This is a genomic window from Sporolactobacillus terrae DSM 11697, from assembly GCF_000648615.1.
GTDB classification, from domain to species: domain Bacteria; phylum Bacillota; class Bacilli; order Bacillales; family Sporolactobacillaceae; genus Sporolactobacillus; species Sporolactobacillus terrae.
Window position 1 is genome coordinate 23,661 of the sequence record NZ_JFZC01000039.1, and the last position, 13,553, is coordinate 37,213.

General features: G+C 46.6%; 10 protein-coding genes. 9 read left to right on the forward strand and 1 reads right to left on the reverse strand.

Annotated elements, in window-relative coordinates; all coding sequences use genetic code 11:
• Positions 1-61 precede the first annotated feature (61 nt).
• From clpX to AA84_RS0107495, 8 genes are all read left to right on the forward strand, one after another.
• Positions 62-1,330, forward strand: coding sequence for an ATP-dependent protease ATP-binding subunit ClpX (gene clpX, locus AA84_RS0107460; RefSeq protein ID WP_028976668.1), 1,269 nt, complete (start codon positions 62-64; stop codon positions 1,328-1,330).
• 402 nt (positions 1,331-1,732) lie between these two features.
• The gene (gene lonB / locus AA84_RS0107465; RefSeq protein ID WP_028976669.1) at positions 1,733-3,451 is read left to right on the forward strand and encodes an ATP-dependent protease LonB; all 1,719 of its coding nucleotides are present in this window, start codon (positions 1,733-1,735) and stop codon (positions 3,449-3,451) included.
• A 283-nt stretch (positions 3,452-3,734) separates the two neighbouring features.
• Positions 3,735-4,319: a ribosome biogenesis GTP-binding protein YihA/YsxC gene (gene yihA, locus AA84_RS0107470; RefSeq protein WP_028976670.1), complete on the forward strand. Its 585-nt coding sequence runs from the start codon at positions 3,735-3,737 to the stop codon at positions 4,317-4,319.
• 137 nt (positions 4,320-4,456) lie between these two features.
• On the forward strand, positions 4,457-5,749 hold the full coding sequence (gene hemL / locus AA84_RS0107475) for a glutamate-1-semialdehyde 2,1-aminomutase (RefSeq protein WP_028976671.1): 1,293 nt from the start codon (positions 4,457-4,459) through the stop codon (positions 5,747-5,749).
• A 147-nt stretch (positions 5,750-5,896) separates the two neighbouring features.
• Positions 5,897-6,589, forward strand: a complete 693-nt coding sequence (locus tag AA84_RS0107480) for a DUF421 domain-containing protein (RefSeq protein WP_028976672.1) — start codon at positions 5,897-5,899, stop codon at positions 6,587-6,589.
• 221 nt (positions 6,590-6,810) lie between these two features.
• Entirely contained in the window at positions 6,811-8,214 is a 1,404-nt protein-coding gene (locus AA84_RS0107485; RefSeq protein ID WP_028976673.1) for a LysM peptidoglycan-binding domain-containing protein, read from the forward strand.
• Positions 8,204-9,190, forward strand: coding sequence for a hypothetical protein (locus AA84_RS0107490; RefSeq protein WP_028976674.1), 987 nt, complete (start codon positions 8,204-8,206; stop codon positions 9,188-9,190). The genes AA84_RS0107485 and AA84_RS0107490 overlap by 11 nt, the downstream gene beginning before the upstream one ends.
• A complete protein-coding gene (locus AA84_RS0107495) occupies positions 9,141-10,187 on the forward strand; it encodes a protein kinase family protein (protein ID WP_028976675.1) in 1,047 nt (348 codons plus the stop codon). Before AA84_RS0107490 ends, AA84_RS0107495 begins: the two co-directional genes overlap by 50 nt.
• A 10-nt stretch (positions 10,188-10,197) precedes the next feature.
• Here AA84_RS0107495 and AA84_RS0107500 read toward each other — a convergent pair whose 3' ends face one another.
• Positions 10,198-10,380, reverse strand: a complete 183-nt coding sequence (locus AA84_RS0107500) for a hypothetical protein (protein ID WP_010026919.1) — start codon at positions 10,378-10,380, stop codon at positions 10,198-10,200.
• 489 nt (positions 10,381-10,869) lie between these two features.
• On the opposite strand from AA84_RS0107500, the gene AA84_RS0107505 reads away from it, so the two are divergent.
• Complete coding sequence (locus AA84_RS0107505) at positions 10,870-13,503, forward strand: valine--tRNA ligase (RefSeq protein ID WP_028976676.1); 2,634 nt, start codon at positions 10,870-10,872, stop codon at positions 13,501-13,503.
• Positions 13,504-13,553 lie beyond the last annotated feature (50 nt).

Consider the following 13,553-nt stretch of genomic DNA (forward strand, 5'->3'; position numbering starts at 1 on the left):
AATTGACCAAGATTTCGCTCTTCTGAAACGTTGATAAGGAAAGCAGAACAGGGGTGAAAAAATGTTTAAATTCAATGAAGAAAAAGGACAGTTAAAATGCTCATTTTGCGGTAAAACCCAGGATCAGGTGCGTAAACTTGTAGCCGGACCGGGCGTTTACATTTGTGATGAGTGTATTGAGTTATGTACGGAAATTGTAGAAGAAGAATTAGGCACCGATGAAGAAATCGAATTTAAAGATATCCCGAAGCCACAGGAAATTTGCTCGATCCTGGAAGATTATGTTATTGGGCAAAAGGATGCAAAAAAGAGCCTGTCCGTGGCTGTATATAATCACTATAAGCGGATTAACAGCAAACAAAAGCCGGATGATGTTGAGCTTTCCAAGAGCAACATTATGATGATTGGGCCGACTGGTAGTGGTAAAACCCTGCTTGCTCAAACGCTGGCACGAATCTTGAATGTTCCGTTTGCTATTGCTGACGCTACCTCGCTTACTGAAGCCGGTTATGTTGGCGAAGATGTTGAGAACATTTTGCTCAAGCTGATTCAGGCGGCTGATTATGATGTTGAAAAGGCCGAAAAAGGGATTATCTATATTGATGAAATTGATAAGATTGCCCGCAAGTCGGAAAATCCGTCAATTACACGTGATGTATCTGGAGAAGGCGTGCAGCAGGCATTGCTGAAAATCCTTGAAGGAACGGTAGCAAGCGTGCCGCCACAGGGTGGACGCAAGCACCCACATCAGGAATTTATTCAAATTGATACGACCAATATTCTGTTCATCTGCGGCGGTGCCTTCGACGGGATTGAACAAATCATTAAACGTCGATTGGGCAAAAAGGTTATTGGCTTTGGTGCTGGCAGCAAAACACAGGACATGCATCGTGACGATGCACTGAAAAATGTCCTTCCCGAAGATTTGCTGAAATTTGGTTTAATTCCGGAATTTATCGGTCGTCTTCCGGTCATCAGCACGCTGAAACAATTGGATGAACATGCACTCGTTGAAATTCTGACAAAACCGAAGAACGCGCTCGTTAAGCAATACAAGAAACTGCTTGAACTTGACGACGTTGATCTTGAATTCGACGAAGAAGCGCTCGAAGCCATTGCGAAACTTGCGATCGAACGGAAAACCGGCGCCCGTGGGCTGCGTTCGATTATTGAAGGCATGATGCTTGATGTGATGTATGAATTGCCGTCCCGCGAAGATATTGATAAATGTATCATTACAAGGGAAACGGTTGAAGGCAAGGCACGTCCAACCCTAATTCTCGACGACGGAACCGAAGTCAGTGTTGAAAAGCCAAAAGAAAGTGCATAAGCTTTCGCTTTTTAGAAGAAACGTCTCCATCCGGGGACGTTTTTTTTATCCCGTCTTCAAGCCAATAGACCCGTGTCTTAACCGAGAATCAAAGTGGAACTTTCGCTAATTTAAAGGAACTTTCGCTAAGTGCGCATACGTCCTGTATGCAACGCGAAAGTCATCACATCCTGTGAAAGTACGTCCTGTATGCAACGCGAAAGCCGCCGCATCCTGCGGAAGTAAGGACCGGGTGCTTTTTGCCTGGTTTTTCTTACAGATAGATCACGCAAAACCCGGTTTTTTGCCTAGCTTTTTCAGGTTTGGTGTTTAACTCACTTTTTGATTGGAAATAATGGCCTTTAGAAGCAGAGCCACGAAAACAGGAGCCTGAATGTGTGGCCGCAATGGGAGGCAGAGCGAATGAGTTGGATGATCTTGCTTATTTTCACACAGATTTTTTTCGGTGTGATCATTGGTCTGTATTTTTTCAGTCTGCTGCGCAATCAGCGGGTTCAGAAAATATCTATAGATAAGGAATCAAAGAAAGAAATGGCTGAATTAAACCGAATGCGGAGCAGAGCGTTGTCCGAGCCGCTTTCCGAACGAATTCGGCCAAGAGGCTTGGACGATGTGGTGGGGCAGCAGGATGGGATCGTCGCACTTCGCGCAGCGCTTTGCGGAAAAAACCCGCAACATGTGCTCATCTATGGACCGCCAGGGGTTGGAAAAACAGCAGCAGCACGGCTTATTCTTGAAGAGGCAAAACGCAATTCGGAGTCTCCTTTTAGGCCTTCTGCACCATTCGTTGAGCTGGACGGAGCAACCGCACGTTTTGACGAGCGAGGCATTGCCGACCCGCTGATTGGATCGGTTCATGATCCGATTTATCAAGGCGCAGGTGCCATGGGACAGGCAGGAATTCCGCAACCTAAGGAAGGTGCGGTCACCAAAGCGCATGGTGGCGTATTGTTTATTGATGAGATTGGCGAGCTGCATCCGATTCAATTGAATAAATTGTTGAAAGTGTTGGAAGACCGCAAAGTGTTTTTGGAAAGTGCCTATTATAACGAAGAGAATCATCAGATTCCTGCATACATTCATGACATCTTTAAAAATGGGCTACCTGCTGATTTTCGCCTAATCGGTGCGACAACACGACGCCCTGAAGAGATTCCGCCTGCGATTCGTTCGCGTTGTCTGGAAATTTTCTTCAATGAATTGACACGCAGCGATCTTAAAAAAATTGCCAAACGAGCCGCGCACAAATTAAACCTGAATATTTCCGATGAGTGTTTGACAAAAATTGCTGAATATGCGAAAAGTGGACGTGAAGCCGTAAACATCATGCAGATTGCCGCAGGTGCTGCATCAGAGAAAAAGGAAAAAAATGCAGCGATTCATATGGATGAAATTGAGTGGGTCATACGTTCCAGCAGATTGGTGCCGAAACCAAATCGTAAGGTCCCGGCCGCTCCTGAAATTGGATTGGTCAATGGTCTTGCCGTTTATGGACCGGGGCTTGGCACGTTGATGGAAGTGGAAGCGTCTGCCGTGAAGAGCCGTCATGAAGGCAGCCTGATGATTACGGGGATTGCTGAAGAAGAATCGATGGGCAACTCATCGCGAACGATCACACGAAAGAGTATGGCACGCGCATCCGTGGAAAATGTATTGACTGTACTGAACCGAATGGGTCTGGCCGCATACCGCTACCATATACATGTGAACTTCCCTGGAGGAGCACTAGTTGACGGACCGTCAGCCGGAATTTCCATGGCTGTAGCGATCAGCTCGGCAATTATGCGCCGAAAAGTGTATCCAGACATTGCGATGACTGGGGAACTGGGGCTCCACGGTCAAGTCAAACCAATTGGCGGTGTGATGGCAAAGGTAGAAGCAGCAGTTGAAGCAGGCGCGAAACGGATCATAATTCCTACTGAGAATATGCAGGAGACGCTTAAGCATTTTGATCAGGCAGAAATCATTCCGGTTGAAGCGTTGCATCAAGTTCTGGAACTGTGTCTGTGCCCTGCAGAAGCGGATGAAGGTACCGGACAGCTTAGAGCAGGTTCCGAACTCTCGTTTAATCGTTCTCTATCTGCCCGACCAGCAAATGCAACGATTGAAAAACAAGGATAAAGGGTTCATCGGATTCCGGCTGCTGTATCAATCAGCACCCGGAATTTTTTTTTCGACAAAGCGAGTAAATACTTCAAGGTGTAACAAACCACGCAGAGACGTGCTTCCCGGATTCGCATGGTTATGCCCTGTTGATGTGCGTGCTTGGAGCGTTGTAAAAAGATCAGAGAAGCCGTAAGCCTGACGCTGATTGGACAGTATCGCGTCAGTTAAGATAGAATGTGTATACATGAGCAGATGCCGTACTTGCGCATAGCGAGTCAATCTGAGGAGAGAGATGAACATGAAAATAAAACAAGCAGACTATGTGATCAGTGCCGTTGGTCCGGCGCAATACCCAACGGAAGGTTTTCCGGAGATTGCGCTTTCCGGCCGATCAAATGTTGGAAAATCGTCCTTTATCAATACAATGCTCAATCGTCGCAATCTTGTGCGTATCTCTGAGAAACCAGGCAAAACGCAGAAATTGAACTACTTTATTGTTAATGGATCGTTTTATTTTGTGGATGTACCTGGATATGGGTATGCAAAGGTATCGAAAAAAGATAGAGAAGCCTGGGGACGAATGCTCGAAAAATACTTTGCCGAGCGTCAGGAGCTCAGTGCCGTCGTCCACTTAGTCGACCTACGCCATCCGCCGTCCAAGCAAGATATTCAGATGCACGAATTTCTTACTTATTACGGGCATCCGGTCATAACGATTGCGACCAAAACGGACAAGATTCCAAAGAGCAAATTTCAGAAGCACAAACAAATCATTCGTCGCGATTTAGGGCTTAAACCAGACGATCCTCTCATTCTTTTCTCATCATTTAATGGAATGGGGAAGGAAGAGGCATGGCGTGCGATTGAATCCTTTTTGAACTAAAATAGATACGGAATAAGGCAAGCGGTGCGAACGAGTGAACAACCATTTGAATGATCAATTCGATTAAACCGGTTCCGCTTGCTTGGTAAGCGATACATACACATGTGAAGAACATGTGCGAGGGGGAGTCAGATAAGATGAATTTCAGTAAATCAATTGCGGCTTATGAAGAAGCAAAACCGTTAATGCCTGGCGGTGTCAGCAGCCCTGTCCGCTCTTTTCCATCTGTAGATCTCAGTCCTATTTTTATGGATCATGGGAAAGGGTCGAAGATCTATGATGTTGATGGAAATGAATATATTGACTATGTGTTAAGCTGGGGGCCGCTCATTCTTGGCCACGCTGATGAAAAAGTTGTCGCTTTTATTAAAGAAACGGCTGAAAAAGGGACAAGCTTCGGGGCGCCAACAGTGCTTGAGAGCAAATTGGCAAAGTTAGTTATTGAGCGTGTTCCATCAATTGAGAAGGTGCGGTTTGTCAATTCTGGAACAGAAGCGACCATGAGTGCGATCCGACTGGCACGTGGATACACCGGACGGGATAAAATTTTGAAGTTTGAAGGCAGCTATCATGGCAGTGCGGATTCACTCTTAATTAAAGCAGGTTCAGGAGTGGCGACACTTGGGCTTCCGGATAGTCCTGGTGTTCCGGCAGAACTTGCTGAGGATACCCTAACGGTGCCTTATAATGATGCGGAAAGGGTCGCTGAGATCTTCAAACAATATGGCCATGAAATTGCTTGCGTGATTGTTGAACCGGTTGCCGGCAACATGGGCGTTGTCCCACCAATTGATGGATTTCTGCAGTCTCTGCGGCAGATTACAAAAGAATATGGTGCGTTGTTGATCTTTGATGAAGTCATGACCGGATTCCGTGTTGCATACGATTGTGCCCAAGGTTATTTCGGGGTGACTCCGGATTTGACGACGCTTGGCAAAGTAATCGGTGGCGGGCTGCCGGTTGGTGCCTATGGGGGACGATTGGATATTATGAGCCAAGTAGCCCCTGAAGGCCCTGTGTATCAGGCAGGGACGCTATCTGGAAATCCGCTTGCGATGGCAGCCGGTTATATGACGCTGAGTCAGCTGACCCCTGAGGACTATCCGCAATTCCGTGAAAAAGCAGATCACTTGACCAAAGGGTATAAGAAAGCAGCGGAAAAATACGGCATTCCGCTTACCGTTAATCAGGCGGGTGCCATGATGGGGATCTTTTTTACAGATCAGCCGGTTATTAATTATCTGAGATCGAAATCATCGAATCTGGATCATTTTAAGACTTATTTTGCGCAGATGATCGAGCAAGGTGTGTCCTTGCCGCCATCGCAGTTTGAAGGGGTTTTCTTATCAACCAAACATTCAATGGAGGATATAGAGAAAACGATTCAAGCAGCAGAACATGCGTTTCAATTCATTGCAGAACATGAATAAGGACTAGATCGGAATGACAGGTTCCGATCTTTTTTCATAACCAAGAATGAAGCCATGTGTAGTGAGGCGCCCGCACATAAATAATTTTCACGATCTCGTGAAAGACTAACTTTGAGACTAAGATTGGTCCGAAGGTGGTCGGAAACGATGCATTTTGTACAAGTAGCTGTTGAACTGATTGTCGGGTTTGTCTCTTTGTTCCTAATGACGAAGATATTGGGAAAGGCAACATTGGCACAAGTCACTGCTTTCGATTTTATTTCAGCGATCGTACTTGGTGAATTAGTTGGAAACGCGCTTTACGATAAAGAGATTGGCATTGGATCGATTGTTTTCGCAGTTGCACTTTGGGGGTTGATGATCTACGCCGTTGAATGGTCCACCCAGAAGTTCCGTGGAACGAGGCAACTCTTTGAAGGGAAACCAACAATCGTTATTCGCAATGGGCATATGGATCGAGAAGCGATGAAAAAGGAAAAGCTGGACATCAATATGTTGCAAAATCTGCTTCGGCATAAAAATGTCTTTTCCATTCGTGAAGTTGCGTTTGCAATATTGGAAACGGACGGGTCCATCAGTGTAAAACAAAAGTCGCAATATGCGACGCCGACGATGGAGGACCTTCAGAAGCAGCAAAAACCGGTGTATTTGCCGATAACAATCATTGAAGACGGAGAAGTGGATTGGGACAATTTAAAAGAAGCCGGATTGAACGAAGAGTGGCTGCTAAAAAATCTTCGCAGGCATCATATTCGCAGCTACAAAGATGTCTTTTATTGCGAATGGAAAAAAGATGAAGGGGTGTTTATCGAGAAAATGAATGCCAATGAGAGAAGATGAGGTTGTCCAAAAGCCTAGGGCTGAGGGCAGCCTCTTTTTTGGCTTTTGCTGTTAATGAGGGAAGCGGCTTTAGCACATGCATGCGCGAGAATCGTGCGGAATAGCTTGTTGACCGGTGCCGAGAACAGCGTATAAATTCGTACACATCCCGCCCATTTCGCATAATTCATTTTTTGATGCATAGAACAGTATTAAGAATGGATGAGAGGGTGGAAGGAAGAATGTCTCAATCGTCGAATGATCGATTACAGTTTTCAATAAATGAATCGGTATGGCTCAGAGAAGATGCACCAGCTGAAGAAATACTATCAATGGCGCTGGAACCGGATATTACGGTTGAAGAGAACTGGAATGACGTGACCATCAAAGGTTTTCTTCGATTGACCGGAGAATATAAGCCTGCAGATGTGGAAAATGTTTCAGAACAACATACAGCACCGTTCCGCACCATAGATGAAATCATGGATACGGGTAATGGAACAGATAAGTTAGAACATCGTTTTCCAATTGATATCACCATTCCTTCGGATCGCGTCCCAAATCTGGAAGATTTATTCGTGGTTATTGATTCGTTCGACTATGAACTGTCCGAGCATCGCCATATCCAGCTGCAGGCCGATATCTCAATCACCGGTCTAGCCAACAAGCAGCCTGTGACAAATCGAACGGAAAAGCCAAAAGCGGCAGCTCCTGTCCAGAAGCCTAAAGCAAAGCCGGCAGAACCCGTTAAAGCGCCCGAGCCAGTGCAAAAGCCGGCGGCAAAAGCAGAGCCGGCGCAGAAGCCTGAAAAAAAAGTGGAAAAACCGGCGAAACTGGAAAAAAGTGCAGCGAAAAAAACGCCAACGAAAAAAGCTGCGGATCAAAAACCTGAGTCCAAAAAGGAACCGACCAAAAAAGCAGCTGCCAAGAAAGAAACCGTCAATCAAGGGACTGCAAAAAAAGCAGCTGCCAATAAGGATACGCAGCCGGCAAAAGCAGCGAAAAAGCCTGCAAAAAAAGCAGAAGCCTCGGCTTCAAAATCAAAGCGCGGATCAGATGATGTATTCCAAAGTGGCGGTGATTTGAGCGCAGACTTTGACGAAATGCCGACCGATCGTTTGAGCGATGAAGCGGCGGAAACCTTTCAGTACGATGCATTTCGAAAACCGGAGGATGACCCGAGCGATACCGGCACGCCGGCAATTGCCTTCAATCGAATGGATCCAGAAGCTCAAGAAACCCCGGAATCGGCGCGTTCAGAAGTTCCAGCATCAGCAGCGCCAGCAGCGCCGTCAGCACCTCCGCTTGGATCGGAACTGGCAACACCGCCGGAGGACGTGCAAGAAAAGCCGACGGTTACAGAAGGTGCCCAACAAAAAGATGCGCCTGAAGGTAAAGAGAAGGCAGCACCAGATCCAACGAGCCTTTATTTAACGAAAGTACTTGCTGGTGATGAGGAAGAACAAAAGACGCGTATGAAAATTTGCATTGTGCAAGCGGGTGATTCAATTGAAACGATTTCTGAGCGCTATCACGTACCAGTAACCTCGCTTTTGCGCAAAAATGCGCGAACAACTGGAGACATTGAACCAGGTGAACTTCTTTATATTCCCAAGAGCTCAAAGGCTGTAAAAGATGAATCCTGATCTAGCGGCTGTTCTGTCCGCGCTTCAGGCGAATTATGGATTTCGACAGGTGAACGTTGCGCGTGAGCAGCCATTGCTTATTGATACGGAACGCGGGATTAAGAAAATTCGACGATGGACAGATGAAGCCTTGCTTCACTTACATTTAAAGTGGCGGAACCACGTAAAGAATGAACGTTTTTTTGTTGATCGGATGTATGTGACTCGGGCGGGGCTTCCATCGGTACGGCTCGGAAATTATTCAATGACGTGTCACGACGCGCCAAGGGAGCTGCTTGCACTGAACAATAATGAACAGCAATGGGCCGCCTTTTTAACTGATCTTAGCCGAACGAGCCGCAACTCGCCCATCAACGAATCGATGACAGAAATGCAGATCCAAGTTCATTCACTTTTTGAACAAGCAAAACAGATGCGTGTGGATCCGGAGATTTGGGCTATTGTTTCTGCTTGCTACTCGTCCGCATGTACGCGGGCTGCAGAGGCAGACCGTTTGCGTGAGCTGCATCAATACAGGCGGTCCGCTTTTTTATTGCCTGCAGATTTTTCACGTGAGTCGTGTAAGGCGCTCTTTGATACACTGTTCTTTGAACTTGGGCAATCCGAACCATCGGATGGATGCGGCGTTTTAGCGCGCTTTGTCTTAACCGAGGCTTTGCAGGCGCAGCGCGGGCAATCAATAGGTAAGCTGCTTCAAGAATTGGCGTTAAAGGGCTTCCTTGATCGGGAAAATGCGGATTTGATGCTTGCCGAATGGGTTGCTCCAGACGAGTGGATCGGTCTCTTGCAAGCGAGTTTGCAGGGCGATGTACCGGCGGATCGATCGTCAGAGGTATTCAAGTGCGTCTGGGATCAGAAAATTGAGTTGATCCGTTTATTGAAGAACATTGGCGTACAATCGGGGATGGCAGGCGGAGGTGCACCAAATGGATCAGAAGGACAGCAGCTGGATCAATCGAATACTCTTTTACTATGACCTTGTTCCGATCAGCCTTGCCGCCGAGGGCGGCCTAACCCGAGTTGATACGTATTTTGGACGCTTTGCTTTGAAACGAAAAGTTTTAAATGACCGGCAAGTTCGTGCACTTCAGACGGTTTACGCGCTAGCACGGCGACTGGTGATTGATGCGGTTTGTCCGCTTCCGACGAAATACGGCGATCTGATCATTCGTGACCAAGCGACCAGCTATTATTTAATGCCTTGGTTTCAGGAAACCGTTGATGCATCGAACCTCCCGGAACGTTATCGCCATCTCTTTCATAAAGCGGCACAACTGCATCGTCAGACGATGGAAAAAAAGCAAGAGTGCGCCACGCTTTACCAAGGGATGGTACGGGTACTCGGTCAGCGGCAAATGATTTGGGAACATTTTCTCTATACTGCCGAGCATCATGTTTACCCGTCGCCGTTCGAGCAGACTGTCCTTCAAAGTGCGTTTATTTATCTTGAAAACATGCAGCGTGCACGTGACTTTTTCAGTCGTGATAAAGATGAAGAAGGAAAAAGTAAAAAAATGCGTCGTGCGCTCTGTCACGGACGCCTTACTCCACTCCATCTATTGATTGAAAATGAACGCAGCTGTCTGACCAACTTTGAAAACAGCGAAGACGGCTTTTTCATTGTGGAAACGGCTGCTTTATTTGAGCAGGCAGCGGTAATGCTTGAGCGCAAGCAATCGGATTGGCGTACTTTTTATCAATCGTATCAATCGGCTTGTCCGTTAGATGAAGAAGAACAGGGTTTTTTGCAGCACTTTCTTTTGTTTCCCAGTGCTCACGCCGATTTGCTTATTCGTTACAGTCAATCGGAGACGGCCGATGAGCAATGGTTTGTAAGCCGATGGACCCGTCTTTGTGAGACGCATCAATTCATGTATACAGCAATCACAAAAATGATGAAAGAAGAGCAAAAGAGGAAAGATGAGCTGCGTAAACAAAAAGAAGCGGAAGAAAAGCAAGAGGCTGACGGTTAATTCGAATCGGTTACAGCCAATGTTTTAAAAACCCGATATAAATAAAAAAGAGAAGGGCGGTCAGCATGACATCCAAAGTGGTCGGCAGAAAGATCGTACGGATAAGCTGAAACAATGCAAGCGGAAGTACGATCACGCCTAAGCCTTCCCGGCATTTTTTAAAAAAAGGTTGCAAACGATTTTTCTTGAACACGCAAATCACTCCCATTGTTTCCATGACCATTCTCTTGGCTATACTATAGTCTATGAGCGGTGTATGCTTCATGTGCGGCAATTTTTTATAAGCAAACATTGACGAAGCAAACCGTATGTATATATAATAAGTACAAAACACATCTACGATCTGTGTTAAAGTGAAAATGCTGAGACAGGGAGAAGTACATTTCTTTAAGCTAGAAGAGACGAAACAAGTCTCTGTAAGAGAGAGAAGCCGGTGCGCTGAGAGACTTCTTTAGCCTGCGGAAATGGAAGTAGCCCTTGAGCAGTCTTTCTGAACGGTCGAATCGGCCTATTAGGAAGGTTCCGGGAATCCGTTATCGAATGAATGAGGCGCGTTTTTACGCGTAAATAGAGGTGGTACCACGGAGCTTTCTTCGTCCTTGTGACGGAGAGAGCTCTTTTTGCGTTTCAACACCTCATCCAAAATGGTTCAGATTATAGGTTAGAAAAAGGAGCGGTCAAGATGGAAAAAGAGTTGGCGACAAAGTACGATCCGAGCCAGACCGAAGAAAAGTGGTATAAAACCTGGCTGGAGAAGGATTATTTTAAAGCGGAGGGCGATCCGGAAAAGAAACCGTACTCGATCGTTATTCCGCCTCCAAATGTTACCGGAAAACTTCACTTGGGGCATGCTTGGGATACAACGATGCAGGATCTTTTGATCCGTTTCAAACGGATGCAGGGCTACGATGCCCTTTATTTGCCAGGCATGGATCATGCCGGCATTGCCACGCAGGCTAAGGTTGATGCGAAACTGCGTGCGGAAGGCAAGTCCCGTTATGATCTTGGGCGTGAAAAATTTCTAGAAGTTGCTTGGGACTGGAAAAAAGAATATGCGTCCTTCATCAGGAAACAATGGGCGAAGCTAGGGTTATCACTGGATTATTCAAGAGAACGGTTTACGCTTGACGAAGGCCTTTCCAAAGCCGTACGCAAGGTATTTGTCAGTCTCTATAACAAAGGATTAATTTACCGCGGCGCTTACATTATCAACTGGGATCCGGCTGCACGTACCGCGCTTTCTGATATAGAAGTTATTTATAAAGAAATTCCCGGTCATCTGTGGCATGTCAATTATTCACTTGCAGACGGTTCCGGATCCATCCAAATTGCGACGACGCGTCCGGAAACGATGCTCGGCGATACGGCGATTGCTGTTCATCCCGATGATGAACGCTATAAAGCGATCGTCGGCAAAAAGGCAGTTGTTCCGCTGATTGGACGAGAAATTCCGATTGTTGCCGACAGCTATGTTGATCAGTCGTTCGGAACAGGAGCGGTGAAAATTACTCCGGCGCATGACCCGAATGACTTTGAAGTCGGCAACCGACACCATTTGCCGCGTATCCTTGTCATTGATGAGACCGGGAAAATGAATGAAAATGCCGGCAAGTATCAAGGATTGGATCGCGAAGAATGCCGCAAGCAGATCGTTAAGGATCTGGAAACCTCCGGCGAACTTGCTTACGTCGAAGAACACGCGCATGCGGTCGGTCATTCGGAACGTACCGGTGTTGTTGTTGAGCCAATTTTGTCGACCCAATGGTTCGTCAAAATGAAGCCGCTCGCGGAAGCATCGCTGAACATGCAGGAAACGGATGATCGCGTGAACTTCGTCCCTGAACGGTTTGAAGGCACCTATCGCCGCTGGATGGAAAATATTCGCGACTGGTGCATTTCTCGCCAGCTTTGGTGGGGTCACCGCGTCCCGGCTTGGTATCACAAACAGACCGGCGAAGTTTATGTTGGCATGGAAGCGCCAAAGGACAGTGAAAACTGGAAACAGGATGAAGATGTTTTGGACACCTGGTTCAGTTCAGCACTGTGGCCGTTCTCAACGATGGGCTGGCCGGATGAAGATGCTTCAGATTTCAAACGCTACTTCCCGACCAATGCGCTCGTTACCGGATACGACATTATCTTTTTCTGGGTCGCACGGATGATGTTCCAATCCACAGAATTTACTGGAAAAAGTCCATTCAAAGACGTACTGATTCACGGTCTTGTCCGAGATGAACAAGGACGGAAGATGAGTAAATCGCTTGGAAATGGAATCGATCCGATGGATGTTATTGCTAAATATGGTGCTGATGCGCTCCGCTATACGCTTGCTACCGGAACAACGCCGGGGCAGGATCTGACCTTCCAATGGTCAAAGGTGGAAGCAAATTGGAACTTTGCCAATAAGATCTGGAATGCCTCACGGTTTGTGATCATGAACCTCGAAGGCTTCACGTTCAGCGATATCGATTTGTCCGGCAAGAAGTCGGTTGCCGATCGTTGGATACTGCAGCGCTTGAATGCGACAATCGAAAAAGTGACGGCACTTTATGAGACCTATGACTTTGGCGAAGCCGGCCACTACCTGTATCAATTCATCTGGGATGACTTCTGCGATTGGTACATCGAGATGGCGAAACTGCCACTATACGGGGAAGATGAAGCGGCAAAAGCAACAACCAAATCGGTACTCACTAATGTGCTTGATAAAATTTTGAAATTGCTGCACCCGATTATGCCGTTCATCACTGAAGAAATCTGGCAGCACATTCCGCATGAAGGCGAAACGATCATGCACAGCGACTGGCCGACCGTTAACGCGCAATGGAATGATGCAGAGGCAGAACAAGAAATGACCGCACTGCAAAATGTGATTCGTTCTGTGCGCAACATCCGTTCGGAAATGAATGTCGCACCGAAAAAACCGGTTGAACTGCTCATTAAAACGAAATCAGAACAAGAAACAACAATTTTTGAAGCAAATAAAGATTATATTGAACGTTTCTGTAATCCGGAAACGCTGGCGATTGGCACGGACATTCAGGCTCCGGAAAAAGCCGTATCTGCAGTCATTTCCGGCGCAGACATTTATCTTCCGTTGTCCGGTTTGATTAATGTTGATGATGAAATCAGCCGATTGAAGAAGGAACTTGAAAAAATGAATGCCGAGGTCGAACGGACCAAGAAAAAATTAAGCAATCCAAGATTCGTTGACAAAGCGCCGGAGCAAGTAGTGAACAAAGAACGTGAAAAACAAGCGGATTATATCGAAAAACGGGATAAATTAGACGCACGAATTGCTGAATTACAAGCGTGATTCGACTAAAATAGAAGATACAGTCATGGTTGATGACGGTGGCGGGATGT

Bases quoted from the DNA above. Each gene is read 5' to 3' on its own strand.
- clpX (WP_028976668.1), top strand. From the start codon at position 62: ATGTTTAAATTCAATGAAGAAAAAGGACAGTTAAAATGCTCATTTTGC.
- lonB (WP_028976669.1), top strand. From the start codon at position 1,733: ATGAGTTGGATGATCTTGCTTATTTTCACACAGATTTTTTTCGGTGTG.
- yihA (WP_028976670.1), top strand. From the start codon at position 3,735: ATGAAAATAAAACAAGCAGACTATGTGATCAGTGCCGTTGGTCCGGCG.
- hemL (WP_028976671.1), top strand. From the start codon at position 4,457: ATGAATTTCAGTAAATCAATTGCGGCTTATGAAGAAGCAAAACCGTTA.
- AA84_RS0107480 (WP_028976672.1), top strand. From the start codon at position 5,897: ATGCATTTTGTACAAGTAGCTGTTGAACTGATTGTCGGGTTTGTCTCT.
- AA84_RS0107485 (WP_028976673.1), top strand. From the start codon at position 6,811: ATGTCTCAATCGTCGAATGATCGATTACAGTTTTCAATAAATGAATCG.
- AA84_RS0107490 (WP_028976674.1), top strand. From the start codon at position 8,204: ATGAATCCTGATCTAGCGGCTGTTCTGTCCGCGCTTCAGGCGAATTAT.
- AA84_RS0107495 (WP_028976675.1), top strand. From the start codon at position 9,141: ATGGATCAGAAGGACAGCAGCTGGATCAATCGAATACTCTTTTACTAT.
- AA84_RS0107505 (WP_028976676.1), top strand. From the start codon at position 10,870: ATGGAAAAAGAGTTGGCGACAAAGTACGATCCGAGCCAGACCGAAGAA.